18 protein-coding genes are annotated in these 18,416 nt (G+C 65.3%); all 18 read right to left on the minus strand.

Annotated features, from left to right (window positions below; genetic code table 11):
- Positions 1–108 precede the first annotated feature (108 nt).
- On the minus strand, positions 109–903 hold the full coding sequence (locus NX068_RS10890; protein ID WP_263461301.1) for a 2-keto-4-pentenoate hydratase: 795 nt from the start codon (positions 901–903) through the stop codon (positions 109–111).
- An 18-nt stretch (positions 904–921) separates the two neighbouring features.
- Positions 922–1,875 (minus strand): 3-carboxyethylcatechol 2,3-dioxygenase, encoded by a 954-nt coding sequence (locus tag NX068_RS10895; RefSeq protein ID WP_263461302.1) that lies wholly within the window; start codon positions 1,873–1,875, stop codon positions 922–924.
- Positions 1,876–1,898: 23 nt separating this feature from the next.
- Positions 1,899–2,795, minus strand: coding sequence for an alpha/beta fold hydrolase (locus NX068_RS10900; protein WP_263461303.1), 897 nt, complete (start codon positions 2,793–2,795; stop codon positions 1,899–1,901).
- A 175-nt stretch (positions 2,796–2,970) separates the two neighbouring features.
- Positions 2,971–4,311, minus strand: coding sequence for an aromatic ring-hydroxylating dioxygenase subunit alpha (locus NX068_RS10905; protein WP_263461304.1), 1,341 nt, complete (start codon positions 4,309–4,311; stop codon positions 2,971–2,973).
- A 180-nt stretch (positions 4,312–4,491) separates the two neighbouring features.
- Positions 4,492–4,986: a flavin reductase family protein gene (locus tag NX068_RS10910; RefSeq protein ID WP_263461305.1), complete on the minus strand. Its 495-nt coding sequence runs from the start codon at positions 4,984–4,986 to the stop codon at positions 4,492–4,494.
- 10 nt (positions 4,987–4,996) lie between these two features.
- Entirely contained in the window at positions 4,997–6,184 is a 1,188-nt protein-coding gene (locus NX068_RS10915; protein ID WP_263461306.1) for an OmpP1/FadL family transporter, read from the minus strand.
- 11 nt (positions 6,185–6,195) lie between these two features.
- Positions 6,196–7,425 carry a styrene monooxygenase/indole monooxygenase family protein gene (locus NX068_RS10920; protein WP_263461307.1) on the minus strand — a complete coding sequence of 410 codons (1,230 nt, stop codon included), beginning with the start codon at positions 7,423–7,425 and terminating at the stop codon, positions 6,196–6,198.
- Positions 7,426–7,608: 183 nt separating this feature from the next.
- Positions 7,609–8,589 (minus strand): AraC family transcriptional regulator, encoded by a 981-nt coding sequence (locus tag NX068_RS10925; RefSeq protein ID WP_263461435.1) that lies wholly within the window; start codon positions 8,587–8,589, stop codon positions 7,609–7,611.
- A 246-nt stretch (positions 8,590–8,835) separates the two neighbouring features.
- The gene (locus NX068_RS10930; RefSeq protein WP_263461308.1) at positions 8,836–9,837 is read right to left on the minus strand and encodes an AraC family transcriptional regulator; all 1,002 of its coding nucleotides are present in this window, start codon (positions 9,835–9,837) and stop codon (positions 8,836–8,838) included.
- A gap of 553 nt (positions 9,838–10,390) precedes the next feature.
- Positions 10,391–11,671 (minus strand): O-acetylhomoserine aminocarboxypropyltransferase/cysteine synthase family protein, encoded by a 1,281-nt coding sequence (locus NX068_RS10935; RefSeq protein ID WP_263461309.1) that lies wholly within the window; start codon positions 11,669–11,671, stop codon positions 10,391–10,393.
- Positions 11,672–11,685: 14 nt separating this feature from the next.
- Positions 11,686–12,153, minus strand: coding sequence for a CoA-binding protein (locus NX068_RS10940; protein ID WP_263461310.1), 468 nt, complete (start codon positions 12,151–12,153; stop codon positions 11,686–11,688).
- 15 nt (positions 12,154–12,168) lie between these two features.
- Positions 12,169–13,002, minus strand: a complete 834-nt coding sequence (locus NX068_RS10945) for a CoA-transferase subunit beta (protein ID WP_263461311.1) — start codon at positions 13,000–13,002, stop codon at positions 12,169–12,171.
- On the minus strand, positions 12,999–13,991 hold the full coding sequence (locus tag NX068_RS10950) for a CoA transferase subunit A (protein WP_263461312.1): 993 nt from the start codon (positions 13,989–13,991) through the stop codon (positions 12,999–13,001). The genes NX068_RS10945 and NX068_RS10950 overlap by 4 nt, the downstream gene beginning before the upstream one ends.
- A 7-nt stretch (positions 13,992–13,998) precedes the next feature.
- Positions 13,999–14,541, minus strand: coding sequence for a thioredoxin family protein (locus tag NX068_RS10955; protein ID WP_263461313.1), 543 nt, complete (start codon positions 14,539–14,541; stop codon positions 13,999–14,001).
- A 12-nt stretch (positions 14,542–14,553) separates the two neighbouring features.
- The gene (locus NX068_RS10960) at positions 14,554–15,393 is read right to left on the minus strand and encodes an ABC transporter permease (protein WP_263461314.1); all 840 of its coding nucleotides are present in this window, start codon (positions 15,391–15,393) and stop codon (positions 14,554–14,556) included.
- Between the two features lie 13 nt (positions 15,394–15,406).
- The gene (locus tag NX068_RS10965) at positions 15,407–16,198 is read right to left on the minus strand and encodes an ABC transporter ATP-binding protein (protein ID WP_263461315.1); all 792 of its coding nucleotides are present in this window, start codon (positions 16,196–16,198) and stop codon (positions 15,407–15,409) included.
- Complete coding sequence (locus NX068_RS10970; protein ID WP_263461316.1) at positions 16,198–17,220, minus strand: ABC transporter substrate-binding protein; 1,023 nt, start codon at positions 17,218–17,220, stop codon at positions 16,198–16,200. The genes NX068_RS10965 and NX068_RS10970 overlap by 1 nt, the downstream gene beginning before the upstream one ends.
- Positions 17,221–17,325: 105 nt before the next feature.
- Positions 17,326–18,084 (minus strand): tetratricopeptide repeat protein, encoded by a 759-nt coding sequence (locus NX068_RS10975; RefSeq protein WP_263461317.1) that lies wholly within the window; start codon positions 18,082–18,084, stop codon positions 17,326–17,328.
- Positions 18,085–18,416 lie beyond the last annotated feature (332 nt).

An 18,416-nucleotide genomic window follows, 5' to 3' on the forward strand; every position in this document is an offset into this window, starting at 1 on the left:
GGGCTGCGCTTGAGTTTGTACAGCAGATCGGTGCCGATGTTGCCCGGGCCGATCAGCGCGCATTTGATCTTGTTCATTCGTTCACTCCTTGGGGAATCTCGTTCCGTTTCAGGCGAAGCTCGCCTCGACGTGGCCGAGACCTTCGATATCGACAGCAAAGGTCTGGGGGCGCAGCGGATCGACCGCGACCATGGGCCCGAGCGCGCCGGTCAGCACGATGTCGCCGGCCTGCAGCGGGCGGCCGACGCGGACGAGCATGTCTGCCAGCCAGATCGCTGCATTGAGCGGATTGCCCAAGCAGGAGCGGGCGTTGCCTTCGGATACCACGCGTTCTCCTTCCAGCATCCGTATGCCGCAGCGACCCAGGTCGAAGGAGCCGGGCTTGACTGGATTGCCGCCCAGCACGAAGAGGCCTGAGGACGCGTTGTCGGCGATGGTGTCGAAGAGTCCGATGCGCCAATCGGCGATGCGGCTGTCCACGATCTCCACTGCCGGCAGGAAGTAGGCGACGGCATTCAGAACGTCTGCATAGGTGTGGCGCTCGAACTCGAGGGGTCGATCGAGCACGAAGGCGATTTCCGCCTCCACCTTGGGCTGGATCAGGCGGCCGCGGGCGACCGGTTCGGCGTCGCCCACTGCCATGTCGGCGAACAGCATGCCGAAATCGGGCTGGTCCACGCCGAGTTGGCGCTGCACCGCTGGCGAAGTGAGGCCGATCTTTCGCCCCACCAGTCGGCGTCCGGCCGTCAGCGCGCGCTGGGTGTTGTGCGCCTGGATGGCGTAGGCGTGTTCAATCGAGGGGTCGGCGAAGCTTTCGCGCAGCGGTGCGATGGGTCGGCCTTGGGTGATCGCTGCGTGCAGGCGGTCGGCCGCCGCGACGATGTCGGTGGATATGTCGCTCATTCGGGAATCCTGCGTGAATCAGTGTTTGCGGCCGTAGCCGGAGATGGCGCCGAAGCCGGCCATCCATTCGGGAATGGCGCGGTAGTAGCGTTCGCTTGCATCCCATTGGCCGCCGCTTGCCGCGTCCATCGCCGCAGTTGCTGCCACCCAGGTCCTGACTTCATGGGCGGAGGCGCCGGCAGCTTCGGTGACGGCATCGTTGCGCCACGCGTCGATCGCGCCCCAGTCGCGGGTACATAGGTCGTGGATCAGGTTGCGATCCCACTCAGGGGCGAGCGGATGCTGCTCGCTTACTCCGGTGGCGAAGGCACGTGCGGCGGCGACGGTGCGTTTCTGGCGGGCGTCGCGTGCCTCCGGCGTAGGGTTGCGGCCAGCGACGATGCGTTCCACCACTTCCGGGTCGGTTGCGGTGGCGATGCGGGGAATGGGCGGGTTGTGAGACATGCCGCCCGAGGCGACGAAGAGTGCGCGCTGGCTGCGCCCGCGGGCGAAGTCGCCGATGGCTGTGCCCAACTGGCGGGCACGGCGGAAACTCGCCAGCGGCGGCGCCACCGCGTTCATCATGATGGGCACGACCGGGTAGCGTGCCAGCCCGCCCAGTATCTCCTGCAGGGGCTGGGCAAAGCCGTGGTCCACCTGCATGCGGTAGGAAAAGGCGATGTCGATGTCGCGGGCGATCACCGCTTCGGCACAGGCTTCGGCGATGTCGCGCGGCACCGACAGAGGGCCGGCAGGCGTGGTGTAGTCACCCACCGAGGTGGCGGCCATGCCCACGCAGAACTGAGGCATCAGGTCGAGGAAGAAACCGTTGTAGTGGTCGGGAGCGAAGAGGTAGATCATTTCCGGATCGAAGTGCGCCACTTCTGCGCTCACCGCTGCGACCAGTGCCGCGACTTCCGCGACCACCTCATCGGACGGATCGAAGTAACCCTTGAGGGGCGTATGCGACATGCACTGCAGCATCGTGTTCATCTCATGTTTCCTCCGCGCCGCCCTCAGGAGCCGACGCGCTCTGCCTCGGGGACGTCGCCCCCCAGCAGGAAGGCCAGGTGGATGCGGTTGAACACCTGTGGATCCTCGAATTGGGGCCAGTGGCCGCAGCCTTCCATCACGGTGAACAAGGCGCCGGGGATCATCGAGGCCATGCGGCGGCCTTCGGCCACGTTGGCAGTGGGGTCGTGGGAGGTCCACAGCACCAGCGTTGGTGCCTGGATGCGGCCGTAATCCTCGGCGCGCAGGATGTTGCGCAGGCGCACGTCCATTTCCTGCAGGACCATGTTGTGCTTCATCGCCTCGTTCATGCCGGGGCGCGCATAGATGGCCTGGCGGGCGGCGATCAGGTCATCATAGGCCTTGGACTTGTCGGCCATCAGCCATTCGACGCGGGCCTTGATGAAGGCCCAGCTTGGGTCGCTCGCCGCCTGCAGTGACAGCGTTTTGAGCCGCGCCATGACCGCCGGGTCGGCCTGTGAACCGCCGGCAGTGTTGAGCACCAGGCGTTCGACCCGGTCGGGGTGGTCGATGGCCATGCGTGCCGCGACCCAGCCGCCCAGGGATTCTCCGGAGAAACTGGCGCGCTCGATCTTCTGCGCATCCATGAAGCGCAGGATGTGATCGATGTAGGCCGGGATCTCCAGGTCACGGCTTGCCAGGTCGGACCAGCCGTGGCCGATCATGTCGATGGCCCAGGTGGAGAAATGGTGGCCGTGGGCCTTGAGGTTGCGCACGTAGGCTTCGGCGTGGCCACCGACACCGTGCAGCAGGAACAACGCTGGCTGTGAAGTCTGGCCGCTGTGCAGATAGCGGGTGGCGATACCGCCCGCGTCCACCCAGCCCTGGCTGAAGCTGGTCTCTCTGAACTCGGCCCAGATGCTTTGATGGGTGCTTTCCAAAATTCGGACTCCGTGGGGATTGGGGGCGGAGCAGGGGGGCGTCGCGCAATGTTGTGCCTCGCGAGTCCCATCCCCACTCCAGCCTGGAAGCCTCCGCTCCGCGATGTCGTTCAGCAGGTGGCACTCATGCCGGAACCCCTGTTTCACGCCCTGAAGGGGAGGGAGCGAATCCAGGTCAGTCTTCGATTTGATCGACGAAATAACGCGGCGGCTTGCCTTCGGCGGTGTCCTTGAAGCGGATCGAATGGGTCTTGATCGAACCGGCTACGCCTTTGCCAGGCTTGGCAATGCCGCGGTTCCAGCGCGAAGCCATCTTGCGCCAGGTGATGGGCGAGATGTCCGTGGCGACGAGTTGCTCGTCGTCCCAGCCGGTGCCGTCGGCATAGAAATTCTGCATTGCCTCGCGTGCGTACAGATCGCAATCGTTGAATCCGTGCAGGCATAAGGGCTTGTACACCCGATCGAATTTGTACTGGAAATCGTCGCGTTCCTTCTGCGTGGGGCAGACCCTGACCAGGACTTCCCAGTATTCGTGGGTGTCGTCGGTGATGGGCACGTACCATTCGTATTGCGCCACGTGCTCGGTTGGCCAGTTTTCCACCAGCAGCACGCCGGGCAGCACGACCGAGGTGCGATAGAAGCGACCCTTGATGCCTTCCACTTTCAGGCCCAGTTCCTCGTTTTCCAATACCGGTACCCACTTGTCGGTGAAGAGCCACTGCATCAGGCCCTTGGGGCCGTTCTCGTCCTCGACCACAGCGATGCAGTCGTCGGACGTGGGCAGGATGCCTAGCGGCAGCACCCAGTCCATAGCGTGGACGATGGTGTTGTCCTTGTGCACCAGGATGTGGGCGTTGTCGAAACCGTTCTCGCAGGCAATGCGCCAGTTGCCGAAACCGGTGCGGTGCATGCCGTGGGCCACGGCGTTGTCGTCGAGTACGCTGGGGGCAGACGGCCACAGCGGGTGGGGGAAGCGTTCGCTGTTCTCGGGGAAGCGGAAGGGCAGATCGTGGGCGAGCGGCGGCACGTCCTCGTCGGGGAAGTCATCCTCGCGCACGAAGACGAACACCATGCCGGCGACTTCCTCGGTCGGATAGCTGGTAATGCCGGTGGTGCCAACCAGTTTGTCGTCGGGGTTGGCGACGATGGTGGAGAGCTTGCCGTCCTTCAGATCGAAGGTGAAGCCGTGGTACCAGCAGGTGATGGTCTTCTTGTTGAAGCACATGGGCTTCTCGGACAGGCGAACGCCGCGGTGAAGGCATTGATCCTTCAGCGCAAACACCTTGCCGTTCACGCGGCGCAGCACGATGGGGATGCCACAGATCTGGATGCCCTTGACTTCGTCCTCGGCTAGTTCCTTGGTGAACACGGCCGGGTACCAGTGGTTGATGAAGCCCCAGGCTGCATCCTTGTAGGGCTGGTACTGGCTCTGGGTCTTGGCGTTGTTGGTGCGTGCGTCGCTGATGCCGTGGCCCTTGGCAACGGTGCGCCGGCGTACGATCGGTTCGTCTGCCATTTGTTTCTCCTTCGTGTGTCAGGGGTTTGCTTGGGATTTCCGGTTCAGGCGCACCCGCGTGCGGGATGCATCGCGCACCGTTCGAGATCAATGCTAGGGATTGCCGGCATCCGGGGCGCTCCCGTGCCTACCGGCTTTATCCCGTCAGTGCACAATTCGGGAATGGTCTGCCAGGCACGCTCAGGCGGCGCCAGGTTCCGCCGCGATCGAGGCGTAGCGGCCACGGCAGAAGAGAAGCGGCGCGGGCGATGCCGCCGGCAGCGACAGGCGCAGCACCTGGCCTACGAGGATCAGATGATCGCCCCCGTCGTAGAGGTGCTTGGTCTGGCACTCGAATATCGTTTCCACCCCGGCGATCACGGGTACGCCACCGAAGCCTTCTTCCAGCGTGAGGGAGGCGAACTTGTCGGTAGACGCTTGCGCGAAGCGATCCGACAGTGAACGCTGATGCGCAGCCAGCACGTGTACGGCAAAGTGCCGTGCCTTGGCGAAGGACTCGAAACTCAGGGCCCGGCGGTCCAGACTCCACAGCACCAGCGGTGGCGACAGCGAGACGGTGTTGAAGCTGCTGGCGGTCACTCCCACCGGCCGGCCTTCTCCGTCGCGCGTGGTGATGATGGTGACGCCGGTGGCGAACTGGCCAAAGGCCTGGCGCAGCAGGCGGGTATCGATCATGGCGATCTCCTCAGAAACGCAGGCCATAGGACACCGACAGCCAGTGTTGCCCCATGTAGGGATCGGTCATGCCGTCGGGGCCGTTGCCCGTACCGTGGGTCGTTTCACTGAAGGAACGGGTGTAGGCCACCGACAGTTCGTCGCCGTTGCCGAGCATGTGGCTTGCCCCCATCGTGAGGTGGCGCCGGTTGGCCGCGGGTGCGAGCGCGCCCAGGTAGGTGTGGCGGCTGTCCAGCAGACGACTGCCGTGGTTGTAGCCAGCCCGCAGGGTCCATGCCGCATCGAGCGTATAGGCCGCGCCGATACGCCATACGGTCTGGTTCTTCCAGCCGAAGCCGGGTCCATGATCGCTGCCGGGTGCGCCGGTGCTGCTGCCGACACCGCCGTTGCCGTAGGCGCGCACGTCGCGCCACAGGATGCGCAGCACGTCCGCACCCAGAGTCAGTGCTCCCTGCGTCCAGGCGAGGCCCAGGCCGTAGTTGGCAGGAATGTCCATGTCGCCCTTCTCGGGCAGCAGGCCGGCGAATTTGTCCATCCGCCCCATGTTGACCTTGCTGGCGTAGGTGGCGCCCGCGGTCAGGCCTGGTGCCAGCGTACCCTGCCAGCCGACGCGCAGGCCGGCACCCCAGGACTTGTCGCGTCCTTCCGGCAGGCCGATGCTGGCCGGCCCGTCGATATCGAGATCCTGGCGGGCGACGACCACACCGAACCCGAGCGCGTGGGCATTGCCGACGCGGCGCGCATAGCTCAGCGTGATCACCATCTGCTGGAGTGCGGAGCGGGGCGATGCCATGCCGCCGACGTTGTCGCTGCTGCCGTAGTTGGTGCCGACGCCGTTGCCGATCACACTCACGCCTACACTGCTGGCTGAGTCGATCATGTGGTTGTACCCGAACTGGGGTATCACGTAGAGGGACGTGTCCTTGCTGCCGGAATGGCGGACGCCGGCAAAGCGGACGCCGTTGTCTACCTTCAACAACGCGAGGCCGAGATCAAGGCGGTCACCGACGGCAACCATGCCGGCCGGGTTGGTTGCGCCGGCCACGGCATCCTGCGGCAGCGCCACGCCGACGCCGCCCATGCCCTCGGATCTGACGCCGTAGCCGTGGGGGAAGATGCCCTGGGTTGCTGTCGCGGTGCCGCAGTGCAGAGCGCCGGCGATCAGCAGCGCCAGGCTCGAGGCTTCGATATGCTTCATTGCCGCGGTCCTCATGCCGTTACTTCGAAGGAGGCGAGGAGGCGGTCGGCTTCGGCGTCATCGTAGTACCACGGGGCCAGACCCTTGGGGTCGTCGAAGGCATTGGCGACGCGGGCGGCGAGCCTGGGGTTGGAGCCGCAGGCGGCGAAGATCTTGAGCAAGCGGGGTGGCGGAGGGAGGAGGTGGGTGTTGGTGAAGCGTGCCACCCATTGTGCGTAGTCCCAATAGGTCTCGAAAGTGGCCTTCATCCAGACCTCGTCGAAAGCGGCTGCGCCGTGTGCAGTGATCGCTTCCTGATAGATGGTTGCGCACTTGCTGGCGTTGTTCGAGCCTTGGCCGGTGATCGGATCGTTGAGTACGAGTACGTCGGCCATGCCCATGACTGCGCGGCCGGACGGCAGGCGCCCCACCACCTTGCGTACGGTGGGCGTGATGCGGCCGACCAGTGTGCCCAGATCGTCGGTCAGGCGCAGATCGGTACAGCGTTCGGCCTCCCAGGGGAAATACGTGCGGATCAGCTCGACTGCGAGTACGAGGTGCTCGGCTGGCGTCTTCACCTCGTCCCAGCGGTCCATCGGGCCGCCAGGGATGCACTCCAGATTGATGATGTCGCAGGGGCCGGTGTGGGTCAGCCCGGGGAAGTTCACGTACTCGCCAATACCTGGATTGATGCTGATGTTGAGCGCCGACCAGTCCGCGCGCGGCTTCATCTCATGGACATAGGTGAGTGAAATGGTGCGCTGCGGACAGTCGAATACGCTGCGTTCGGCATCGCGCTCGAACAGCTTGCCGATTTCACCTTTTCCGGTGGAGACCACTACCAGATCGGCGGCGTCCGCATAGCGCTCCAATGCAGCCAGGTCCGCGTCATCGATCAGCAGCCGGCCTCCGCGGCGTTCGAACTCGCCCATCCACGCCGGCATCTTGATGCGCTGGTCTACTGACTGACCCGGTGCCGTCATTGGCGAGCGCCAGTCGACCAGCAGCTTGCCGTCGCTGCCGCCTGCACGCATGTGGACTCCGGTGATGGGTGGGCATTCCTGATCCCAGAAGGCAAGTCCGAGCCCGCGCTCGTATCCGACCGCCATGTCGTACATGGACTGGCTGGACATGACTCGACCGCGGGCGATTTCGTCGGCGCTGCGATTGGAGACGATGGTGACCTCGTAGCCTCGGGCAAGGAGGCCGATACCCAACTGCAGGCCTGCCTGGCCCGCACCGATGATGGTGATCTTTCGCATTATTTCTGCTCCGTCGTGAGGGGGCCTTCGTTATTGAAGGCACGGCTAATTTGACGGATGCAGGAGGTGGGAAATATGCGCAGACTGCAATGACTATGCAGGAATTGCAGAAATGTGAAGCAGCGCCGGGGTGATGCAGGGATGTGAAGTGCCGGCTGCCGTGACGGCGTTCAAATCACTGAATCAGCGGGACTTTGCCAGGGTCTCGTGAGGCGACTCGCCGTACCGGCGGCGATAGTCGATCGCGAAACGGCCGAGCTGGAAGAAGCCCCACTGTGTGGCGAGAGCGGTAACGCTGGCCGGCTGCGCTGGATCGAGCAGGTCGGCACGTACCCGCTCCATGCGCAGATCGCGCAGATAGCGCATGGGACTTATCCCGAGGAATTTGCGAAAACCGTCGTACAGCGTGCGCCCGCTGACGCCGACATGGTGCGCCAGCATCTCCACGGTGATCGGCTGCTCCGGGTACGTGCGCAGGTATTCTTCTGCCTGGCGGACGTGGCGAGGCAGCACGGTACGGGTAGAGCAGGCCGTCGCGGCGGCGAAACTGCCCGGCAGCCAGTTCAGCGCGGTGGTCAACAGCATTTGTTCGATCTGGCTGCTGACCAGTGGTTCGTCGGCCAGTGCGGGGTTGCAGCGCAGTTCGTCGAACATGTGGCGCGCGGTCCTCACCCAGGTACGGACCGTGGGTGATTCGAGATCGGCAATGGGCAGGAAGGAAAGCTTGCCGGCCGATTCCCGTCCCGCCAGCAGCGAGGCATGCCGTTCGAGCGCTTCCCGCTCGATGCGCACGACGAACTTGCTGCAATCGGCACTCCAATGCATGTCGAGCTGGCTGTCGGGCGCATGGACGGTGGCGTGGCGGGGGTCGCACAGCAACTCGGCACCGTCCACTCGCATGCGGTCGTGGCCCGAAGCTGGCACCTGTACCAGGAAGAAGGACTGCAGGCAACCGGGCGCTATGGCGACTTCCGCGCCATAGCGCATCTCGCTGAAGCTCACCGCGCCCATGCGCTGATGAATGTGCAGGTAATCGAGCCGTTCCCTGCCGCGGGTCTGCGCCAGACGGTGATCACAGTAGATGTCGGCCACGATGCGGCGTGTCTCGTCTACATCATGTGAGCGGTAGGTGGCTGGTGGCGGACAGAGCCCGGATTCTTGCATCAAGCCTGCAGTCCTCGAATAGGTGGTTGCGGATAGCCTTCGCCGGGCCATGCCGCGGACGTGCGGTGCAGCGACAGACCTTGTTCGGACCATGCTGGCTGAGCTTGGTGGGGTGCGCACTCCGCTGAGCGCCGATCTTATCCTGCCAGTGCAGGATGGCCGCCGTTCCCGTGTGATGAAGGCAGGGCCTGACCCTGGTCCAATGCGGGGAAGTCCGCGGCGATGCCGCGGAAGATATTGCCGTACCTAGCGCGCCAGGGTTTCGGATGGACTTTCGCCGAAGCGGCGCTTGTAGTCGGTGGTGAAGTGCCCGAGATGATTGAAGCCCCAGCGAAAGGCGACTGCGGTCACCGTGCTCTCGCCGGGCATGAGGCGCTTGAGCTCTTCGTTGACCCGGCGCATGCGCACCTCTTTCAGGTAGAGCATGGGCGTAGTGTTGCGGAAGCGGCGGAAGCCCGTGAACATCGAGCGCGTGCTCACGTTTGCGTGCTCGGCCAGATCGAGAATGGTGATCGGTTCGTTGGCGTGCTCCTCGATGTAGTGCTCGATGCGCTTGACGAAAGCCGGGGCGATGGAGCGGTCTTCCTGGGTCAGGGCCTCGCTGTAGTTGTGTGCCTGACAGGTGAGCAGCATGGTGATGACCATCTGCTCGGTCTGAGCCGCGATCAGCGGCGAATGAAGGCCTTCGTCCTCGGTCAGGTTGGTGTGAAGCCAGGTCATCAGCCGCATCCACCGTTGTCCGGCCGCGGTGTCGAGCGCCATCGTGGGGCGGAAGGTGATGGGCGCGCGCAAGGCCTGACCCAGATGCTGGATGCAATAGCGTTCGAGTACGTCCCGGTCGATGCGCACGACCAGCTTCTCGGTGTCGCTTTCGTGGCGGATCTGGACCGGCAGGTGGGCATTGAGCACGGAAGCCGTGCGCAGCGTCGAACACAGGGTTTCACCGCCGGTCTCGATGATTTCGCGCCCGCGCAGCGGCATCTGCACCAGCACGAAGGAATCCAGGGTGCCAGGATCGATGGCTACTTCGCCACCGTAGCTCATGCGCCCCACGCCCAGGCCGCGCAGGCGGCGGTAGTACATGCGGGTGTGGATCGGCTTTCGGGTGTCGAGCCTGCTCAGGCGGTTCTCACAGAACACACGGGCGCCCCACTGGCGTGCTTCTTCGATGTCGCTCGTCTGGAACAGCTCAAAGCCAGGCAGATCGGCGCCCGCCAAGGGAGGCGAGGCATAGATTGCGCTTTCCATTGCGTCGTTTCTCTATTGTCGGGTTCGAATGAACTCATGCCTCTGCTGCTTGGTGCGGGCTGTGGTCCATGGGCACTATTGCAGTGCATCAACGATCCATCGGAGGGCATCGGCAGAGTGATGCGGTGCCCGGGAACATCGGCAAGTCGCTTTTCCATCAAGGAAATGGCTTGTTGGGTCGGCGAAGTGATGGCTGCTTGAAGCAAGGCTCGTGCCAAAAAGTATTCATGCAGGCCTTTCCTCCAGGCGGAGTTGCCTGGAGGACGTATGGACGTCGTGCGGGAAAGTGGAAAGATTGCTGCGGATGCCGGTTGTGAAGTGCCGGCAGCCTTTCCCGCCCCTTTTCCTGGGCCGGGTCACGCAGTGTGCAGGAGAGTGTCGTCCGGCTGCTGGCCTGGGAATCCGCCGGATTCAGGCTCAAGCGACTTTTCTGGGGCGGTCCAACGTTTTTGGGAGGACACCACCGTGATCCGATGATTGGTGAGCTGCCATGACGGTTCCTTGGACCGCATGAGGGCTCGGTTCTGCCGTGATGGGGAGGCCTGACTGGCTCCTAAGCCTTGGCCAGGGCTTGGTCGATGTCCCACAGGATGTCGTCCAGGGTTTCCAGCCCGACCGACAGGCGGATCAGGTCGGGCGGCACGCCGGCGGCGACCTGCTGTTCCTCGGAAAGCTGGCGATGGGTGGTGGAGGCGGGGTGGATCACCAGGGTCTTGGCGTCGCCGATGTTGGCGAGGTGGGACAGGAATTCGACCGAGTCGATGAACTTCTGCCCGGCCGCAGCGCCGCCCTTGATGCCGAAGCTCAGCACCGCGCCGGCGCCGCGCGGCAGGTATTTCTGCGCCAGCGCATGGTAGCGGCTGCTTTCCAGACCGGGGTAATTGACCCAGGCGACCTTGGGGTGAGATTCCAGGTGGCGGGCCACCGCCAGCGCGTTGGCGCAGTGGCGGTCCATGCGCAACGGCAGGGTTTCGACGCCCTGCAAAAGCTGGAAAGCGGCGAAGGGCGAGAGCACCGGGCCGAAAGTGCGCATGCCTTCCATGCGGCACTTCATCGTGAAGCCGAAGTCGCCGAAGGTCTCGAAGAAACGCACGCCGTGGTAGCCGGGCGAAGGCTCGGTCATGCTCGGGAACTTGCCGTTGTCCCAGGGGAACTTGCCGGATTCGACGATCACGCCGCCCATCGTCGTGCCGTGGCCGCCGATGAACTTGGTCGCCGAATGCACGCTGATCGCCGCGCCCCATTCGAAGGGCCGGCACAGATAGGGGCTGGCGAAGGTGTTGTCGATGAACAGCGGCAGGCCGGCACCGTTGGCGATCTTCGCCACCGCCTCGATGTCGAGCACGTTGAGCGAGGGGTTGCCCAGGGTTTCGGCGTACAAGGCCTTGGTCTTCGGCGTGATCGCGCGGGCGAAGTTCTCCGGCTCGTCGGGATCGACGAACACGGCGTCGATGCCGAGCTTGCGGAAATTGACGTCGAGCTGGGTGTGGGTGCCGCCGTACAGCGTGCGCGCGGCGACGATCTGGTCGCCGGCTTCGCAGATGTTCAGCAGCGCGATCATCTGCGCGGCCATGCCGCTGCCGGTGGCGACCGCGGCGCGGCCGGCTTCCAGCGCGGCGATGCGCTCCTCGAACACCGCCACGGTGGGGTTGGAGATGCGCGAATAGACATTGCCGAAGGTCTGCAGGTTGAAGAGGCTGGCGGCCTCCTCGGGGCTGTCGAAGACGTAGGAAGTGGTCTGGTAGATGGGGACGGCGCGGCTGCCGGTGGCCGCGTCGGGAATCTGGCCGGCGTGCAGGCACAGGGTGTCGAAGCCGTACTGATGGTCTGCCATGTTCGGAATCCTGCTCAGGGAAGCCAGCGGGGGCGGCGGGCGGAAATCAGCTTGGTGTTGACGCCGAACCAGTTGAGGCCGCCGAAGAGGCGGGCGTATTCGATCTTGACGCAGCGGTCCATGATCACGGTGAGCCCGGCCGCTTCGGCCTTGCGCCTGGCTTCCTCGTTGATGACGCCGATCTGCAGCCACAGCGTGCGGGCACCGATGGCGATCGCCTGTTCGGCCACGGCCACCGCGTCGGCCGGCTTGCGGAACACATCGACGATGTCGACCTTTTCCGGGATCGAGGCGAGGTCGGGGTAGCTCTTCTCGCCGAGGATCTCCGGGTACTTCGGGTTGACCGGAATGATCCGGTAGCCGTGCGCCTGCATGTACTTGGCGGCGAAGTACGACGGCCGGAACCAGTCGGCCGACAGGCCGACCACGGCGATGCTGCGGGATTCCTGCAGAACCCGTCGCAGGGTCTGGATGTCGCTCATGCTTTCGTTCGGTCCTTATTTCTTGCGCAGCATTCCCGTCTCGTCCACCCGGCGCAGGGCGGCGAGCTCCGCGGCGCTCGGTTCCGGCACGGCGCGGGCGGTGGGGGACACTTTCAGGTCCCAGCCCGTGTTGGCGCGGATTTCCTCGACGCTGGAGAAAGGGTACCAGGCGTCCAGGATGAATTCCTTGCTCACCGGGTCGGGACGCATGATACCGAGTGTGGTGACGATTGCCGATGGGCCGCCGCCGACGAAGCCGTGGCGTGCGCGCGCGTCGCCGCCGTCCAGGTAGCCCGGCGAGCTGATGTAGCTGACCTTGTCGGCGAAGCGCTTGGCTTCGTGGGTGACCATGATGATGACCCGGCCCGCGCCGCAGGCGATGTCGTTGGCGCCGCCGGCACCGGTCAGGCGTGTCCTCGGCAGGCGGTAATGCCCGCCGATGACGCCGTCGCCATCCCAGATGCCGGTGGTATTGACGTTGCCGAACTTGTCCACCTGGGCCGCGCCGATGATGCCGACGTCGCAGCGGCCGGAGGCGACGAGAAAACCCAGCGCGTCCAGCGCATTGGTGAAGCTGGTGGCGTTGGCCGAGATGCGGTTGCACTCGATGCCCCAGGGCAGGCCGCCGACCGGGGTGGCGCCATACACGCCGCCTTCGGTCATGGTGCGGATGTTGGGCGCGTGGCAGGCCTGGGCGAAATAGCCGGCAAGCATCGACAGGCCGACGCCGAAGATGGCGAGGTCGCCGTCGCGCAATTCGCGGCCGGTGGCGATCGCCATCATTTCCTGGCGGGTGTAGGGCTGCTCGAGCGCGGCATTGGCGGGATTGCTGGAAGCCGGGGCGCTCATCGGGCGTCTCCTGAACTCAGGGCGCGGACTTCTTCCGGCGTCTTGATCCACTGGCGGAACGGGTCGAGCAGGAAGGCGGTACCGGTGTGGGACAGGCGTTCGACGGTATCGCGGCCGATCATGTCGAGGTAGCTGTCGATGTCGGCATAGCCGTCGATGTACTGGCGGACGTAGTCGACGGTGCCCTCGGGCGTGGCCAGGGCCTTGTTCATCGCCTGCATGTGGGCCTCGTCTACGTCGTAGAGGCCGGGCGAGGACTGCGGCCAGGCGGCGAAAGGCCAATACACCACGGCCTCGACGATGATGTCGGGGATGCGCACCAGGTTCGGGAACTGGCGCATGCAGGCGGTATCGACGATGGCGTCGGCGATCAGCACCACTTTCTTCGCCGCCCGCGACAGCTCGAAGCGGTTCCATTCGGTGCCGAGCATGATCGCGTTGCCGAGCGGGTCGGCCAGCGGCACGTGGATGGCGGCCACGTCGGGCTTGAGCGGGCTGAGGGCGCCGATTTCGCGGCCGGAGAAGGGGTCGGTCACCGTCGGGATCTTGGCGCGGGCGGGGTATTCGTCGGGCGCGAAGGCGCTGCGCCACTGGATGTCGGAGCCGATGTTGACCGTCGCCGGGGCGAAGGGCCAGTTCATCGCGCCGGCCAGCAGGCGCAGGCCGAACGACAGGTTGGAATAGTCTTCCAGCACGAGTTGGCCGCTTTCCACCGCGCGGCGCAGGCCGTTGGCGAAGCCGAACACTTCCAGCCCGGTGAAGCCGCATTCGGCCTTGCCCACCGCGCCGGTCGCGGCCAGCAGGTTGAGCTGCTGGGTGTTGCAGTGGAACAGGGCGTGCAGGTCGCGGCGTTGGCGGCGTACCAGCTCGCGGCCGAAGACGATGGCGTCGGAGCCGACCGGTAGCGAGGCGCCGCTGGCGTACTGCATGCCGTCCCAGCTGTAGCGCTCGACCGCGTCGGCGAGGGAGATCAGTTTGTTGTGCTGCATGGGGTCTTCAGTGGTGATTGCCGTGATGCGTGTGGGCGGCACCGGCCGGCTGGAAGGGGCGGTTCTCGTATTCCTCGCTGGCGACGAAGTCGCTCAACTGGCGGAAGCCGTCGGCATCCAGGACGCCGGTGTGGCGGTAGAGAACTTCGCCCTGGCCGTCGAGGAAGACGAAGGACGGTGTGCCCAGCGCGCGCAGGCGGCGGGCCCACTGGCCGGGCGTGGTGGTCTCGCCGTCGGGCAGGACCAGGACCGACTCCTGCGCGATGTCCACCCTGACGGTGGCAAAGCGCGTGCCGAAGTCCTTTTCGGTGGCCGCGTCGTGGAACACGTTGTGCTCCATCTCCCGGCAGCCGGGGCAGCCGGGCATGGTCAGGAACACGGCCAGCTTGCGGCCGGAGTCCGCCGCCGAGCGGGTCTCGGCCCGCAAGTCGCGGGTTTCGCGTTCGAACAGTACGGCACTGGCCGGGCCGGCGCTTGCAGCCAGCAGCGAGGCCAGCAGCAGCGCGGCGAGGCGGGGGCGGGCGGGGCGGAAAGAGAGCATGGCGAACATCGGTTTTCTCCTTCAGCGGTGCCAGAACAGCACGCGGCGCTTGATGGCTTCGAGCAAGCTCATCGCCAGGAAAGTGACGAGGCCTGTGTACAGGATGCCGGCGACCATCTTCGGGTAGTCGGCGAAGTCCGCGTAGTACTGGACGAAACGGCCCAGGCCGGCGTTGGCGCCGAACAGCTCGGCCACGGTCAGCAGGATGAAGGAAAAGCCCAGGCCCACGGCGATGCCGGAGAAGATGTGGGGCATCGCCGCCGGCAGCACGACCTTCCACAGGAATTCGCGCCGTGTCAGGCCGAGGATCTGAGCGTTGTCGCGGTAGCGGCCTTCCAGTGCGTGGGCACCGGCGGCGGCATTGTGGAAGATCGGCCAGAAGGCGCCGATGAAGACCACGAAGATCGCCGAGAGCTTGAAAGTCGGCAGGATGGCGATGGCGTAGGGCACGTACACCGTCGGTGGCACCGGGGCGGCGACCCGCGCGAAGGGGAAGAAGATCCGCTGCAGGCGTGGCGACGCACCGACCTGGATGCCGGCGGCGACACCCGTCACGATGGCCAGCAACAGGCCGGGCACCAGAATGGCGAACGAGGCCAGGGTGCTCTTCCACAGTTCCGGCAGCGATTCCCACAGCGCCAGCGCCGTGACCTGCGGGCTGGGGATCAGCGGGTTTTCGCCCAGCGGGAACCAGGCCGCGGCGGCGAACCAGGCGCCCAGCAGCACGAGCCAGACGATGGAGCCGTCGAGCAGCGTGCGCAGGGTCGATGGCTTGGCGGCGGCATTGCGCACTGCAGCCGGACGCGCAGCGTCGTCGGCAAGCGGCCGTTCCCGCTGCGCGACGGTGAGGGTTTCGGACATGGTGAGGCTTCCTTCAGGCGGAGACGAGTTGACGCAGGGTGTCGGCGGCCAGGGTTTCGGCGATGGATTCGCGCAGGGCGTGGAAGCCGGCGCTGTCGAACAGCGTGCGGCGGTCGCGGTGGCGGGGAAAGGGGACGGGCAGGTCGGCGATCAGCCGGCCGGGCGTCGAACCGAGCACGACGACGCGATCGCCCAGGTACAGGGCTTCGTCGATGTCGTGGGTGACGAAGACGATGGTCTTTTTCGTCGTATCGGCTTCCCAGGCTTCGGTCAGCAGATCCTGCAGGCGGGCGCGGTTGGCGGGGTCGAGCGCGCCGAAGGGTTCGTCCATCAGCAGCACTGGCGAGCGCAGCGCCAGCGCGCGTGCGATGGCGGCGCGCTGGCGCATGCCGCCGGACAGTTCGAACGGATACAGGCTGACCGCCGACTCCAGCCCGACCTTGGCCAGGCAGTCCGCCGCCTGGGCGCGGCAATCCGCCTTGCGCAGCTCCGGCTGGGCCTTGCCGATGGCAATCGCGATGTTGTCGACCACGCTCATCCACGGGAACAAGGCGTAGTCCTGGAACACCACGCCACGGTCGAAGCCGGGACCGGTGATCGGCCTGCCCTTGCGCAGCAGCCGTCCCCGGCCGGGAAACTGCAGGCCGGCCAGCAGGCGCAGCAATGTCGATTTGCCCGAGCCGCTGGCCCCCAGCAGGCAAACGAACTGCCCGGCCGGGACGTCGAGGTCGATCTTCTCGAGGATCGGCGCCGCGCCTTCCTCGTAGGAAAAGCCGACGCCTTGCAGGCTCAACTCTGCGGTCATCAGCCGTTCTTCCGCTTGAAGTCCTGCTGCAGCTTCTGCCAGTAGGCGTCGGCCGGGTTTTCGGCGGCGAGCTGGTTCAGCACCTTCTCGTAGAACCGGGCATCGATCGACGACGACACGTCCGGCGCCTTGGCGATGAATTCGCTGCTGGCCATGACGTCGGCGAAATGCCTGACGCCCTTGGCGTCCGGATCGCTGGACTGGTCGATGTACTGCGAGTAGTAGCCGCGCTGCAGCAGATCCTTGTCGAGCTTCACGTACTTGGCGATCGCCTCGATGGTGGCTTCCTTGTTCTCCGCGGCGAAGCGTTCGGCGAGCAGGATCGCGCGCAGGAACTTCTCCCAGGTCTCCGGGCTCTTGCCGTTCGCTTCGGTAATGACGAGGCGGCAGCAAGGGTGGCCCGGCTGCAGGTCGGTGGAATGGATGACGATCTGCAGCCCTTGTGCTTCGGCGCGCAGGTCATGCGGCCCCCAAACCAGGCCGACGTCCACCTGGCCGGACTTGACCGCTTCGATGACCGCCGATGGGTTCTTCAGCTCGAAGATTTCCAGGTCGGTCTTCCAGTTCAGGCCCGAATCCTTCAGCGCGCCACGCAACACCGCATCGCCCGAAGCCATGCGCACGGTGGCGACTTTCTTGCCCTTGAGGTCGGCGATGTCCTTCACCTTGGCCGCGCCGGCCGGGGTGGTCACCAGTGCGGCGTCGCCGCCCATGATGCCGCCGATGATCTTCAGCCTGGTGCCCTTGGAGAGATGGGCGATCGGGCCGGTGGTGCCGAAGGCGCCGGTATCGAGCTTGCCGGCGATGATGGCATTGAGGCCGTCGGCGGAATTGTGGAACTCGACCAGTTCCACGTCCAGCCCTTCCCTGGCGAACAGGCCCTGCTCCTTGGCGACGAAGAACTTGGCATGGCCGGTGGCCGGCAGGTAGCCGACCTTGAGCGATTCGGCGGCAGCGCTGCCGATGAGGCCGGCCAGGGCGAGGGCGGCAGCGAAGGACTTGAGGGCAAAGCGGGATTTCATGGCAGCTCCTGTGCAAATTCGTAGGCACGGAGTCTGCCAAATGGCCGTGGACGACCAAACCAAGCATTTCTGGTTTGCTTATTCGGCAAACCGCAGATGGCGGGGTCAGTCTTCGCTGGCGACCTTGTCGGGCGTCGGATCGACGTGGCCTTCTTCGTCGGCCAGCGACAGCGCCTGGGCGGCCTTCATCTCGTCCGGGCCGAGTTTCAGTGCGATGTTGTCGCGTTCGTACACGCCGTCCATGTTCATCGCGGCAGCCGCGCGGTTGAACCATACGTAGGCCTGGACCGGGTTCACAGTGACGCCGAGTCCGCTGCGGTAGAGGCGGCCGAGCTCGACCATGGCATCGCTGTCACCCGCTTCGGCCGCAGTGCGAATCCACTTCTCGGCATAGTCGTAGTTCTGCGGCATGCCCACGCCGCTGCGGTAGAGCTTGCCCAGTTGCAGCATGGCGCCGGCGTGGCCGCCGGTGGCTGCCTGCCGCAGCCAGGTGACCGCTTCGGCAGCGCCTTCCTTGCCGCGCGAAGTATCGAGCAGGGCCGCGCGGCCGAGGCGGAACTGTGCCTCGACGTCGCCGTTGCGCGCAGCTTCTTCGATCGTGGAGTTGACAGCGATTGCCGCCTGCGGGAAGTTGATCGCGGCTTCATCGTGCTCCGCCGCATCGGGCCACAACAGGACGACGCTGCTCACCGCGCCGGCGACGACGGCTGCGGCGCCGATGGTCAGCAAGGAAGATCCGCCCGTCCGGCTTTTTTTCATCGCGGCGTCTGCCGAGGCGATGAAGCGGTGCGAGCAGGCTTCGCAGCGATAGGGACGCTTGTCCGGGTTGTCGACTTTTTCCGTATGCGAACGCCAGCGCGACACGCGGCAGCGTGTCGATGCACATTTGGGGCAGGAGATGCTGGCGCTTACGTCCATGAAGAGGCCTTTCGGGATGACAGGTTGTGCAGTGCGGTCGGACCAGGCGCCCGGACGCAGGAACGCAGTACAACATGGGCACACGCACGAACCGGATGCATGAAACGCGAACTGCGGCGGCGATTCTCGGGCAATGGCGGGCAGATTTCAATATCGCCAAAACCATGAATGACAACAAGATCACGGGAATACGCTTGCCAGATGCATCGGGTGCAGGCAGAAAGGCCTCGTCGGTCTGCTGCGGCGCGGATGTGCTTTCCTGCGGAGGCGGAAGGCGG

The sequence above is a fragment of the Thauera carbonicopians genome, from assembly GCF_025699485.1.
Taxonomy (GTDB): domain Bacteria; phylum Pseudomonadota; class Gammaproteobacteria; order Burkholderiales; family Rhodocyclaceae; genus Thauera.

Coding starts and splice junctions, on each gene's coding strand:
- NX068_RS10955 (WP_263461313.1), bottom strand. CDS start 14,541: ATGTTCGCCATGCTCTCTTTCCGCCCCGCCCGCCCCCGCCTCGCCGCG.
- NX068_RS10910 (WP_263461305.1), bottom strand. CDS start 4,986: ATGATCGATACCCGCCTGCTGCGCCAGGCCTTTGGCCAGTTCGCCACC.
- NX068_RS10950 (WP_263461312.1), bottom strand. CDS start 13,991: ATGCAGCACAACAAACTGATCTCCCTCGCCGACGCGGTCGAGCGCTAC.
- NX068_RS10945 (WP_263461311.1), bottom strand. CDS start 13,002: ATGAGCGCCCCGGCTTCCAGCAATCCCGCCAATGCCGCGCTCGAGCAG.
- NX068_RS10905 (WP_263461304.1), bottom strand. CDS start 4,311: ATGGCAGACGAACCGATCGTACGCCGGCGCACCGTTGCCAAGGGCCAC.
- NX068_RS10925 (WP_263461435.1), bottom strand. CDS start 8,589: ATGCAAGAATCCGGGCTCTGTCCGCCACCAGCCACCTACCGCTCACAT.
- NX068_RS10970 (WP_263461316.1), bottom strand. CDS start 17,220: ATGAAATCCCGCTTTGCCCTCAAGTCCTTCGCTGCCGCCCTCGCCCTG.
- NX068_RS10930 (WP_263461308.1), bottom strand. CDS start 9,837: ATGGAAAGCGCAATCTATGCCTCGCCTCCCTTGGCGGGCGCCGATCTG.
- NX068_RS10960 (WP_263461314.1), bottom strand. CDS start 15,393: ATGTCCGAAACCCTCACCGTCGCGCAGCGGGAACGGCCGCTTGCCGAC.
- NX068_RS10965 (WP_263461315.1), bottom strand. CDS start 16,198: ATGACCGCAGAGTTGAGCCTGCAAGGCGTCGGCTTTTCCTACGAGGAA.
- NX068_RS10935 (WP_263461309.1), bottom strand. CDS start 11,671: ATGGCAGACCATCAGTACGGCTTCGACACCCTGTGCCTGCACGCCGGC.
- NX068_RS10920 (WP_263461307.1), bottom strand. CDS start 7,425: ATGCGAAAGATCACCATCATCGGTGCGGGCCAGGCAGGCCTGCAGTTG.
- NX068_RS10895 (WP_263461302.1), bottom strand. CDS start 1,875: ATGAACACGATGCTGCAGTGCATGTCGCATACGCCCCTCAAGGGTTAC.
- NX068_RS10890 (WP_263461301.1), bottom strand. CDS start 903: ATGAGCGACATATCCACCGACATCGTCGCGGCGGCCGACCGCCTGCAC.
- NX068_RS10940 (WP_263461310.1), bottom strand. CDS start 12,153: ATGAGCGACATCCAGACCCTGCGACGGGTTCTGCAGGAATCCCGCAGC.
- NX068_RS10915 (WP_263461306.1), bottom strand. CDS start 6,184: ATGAAGCATATCGAAGCCTCGAGCCTGGCGCTGCTGATCGCCGGCGCT.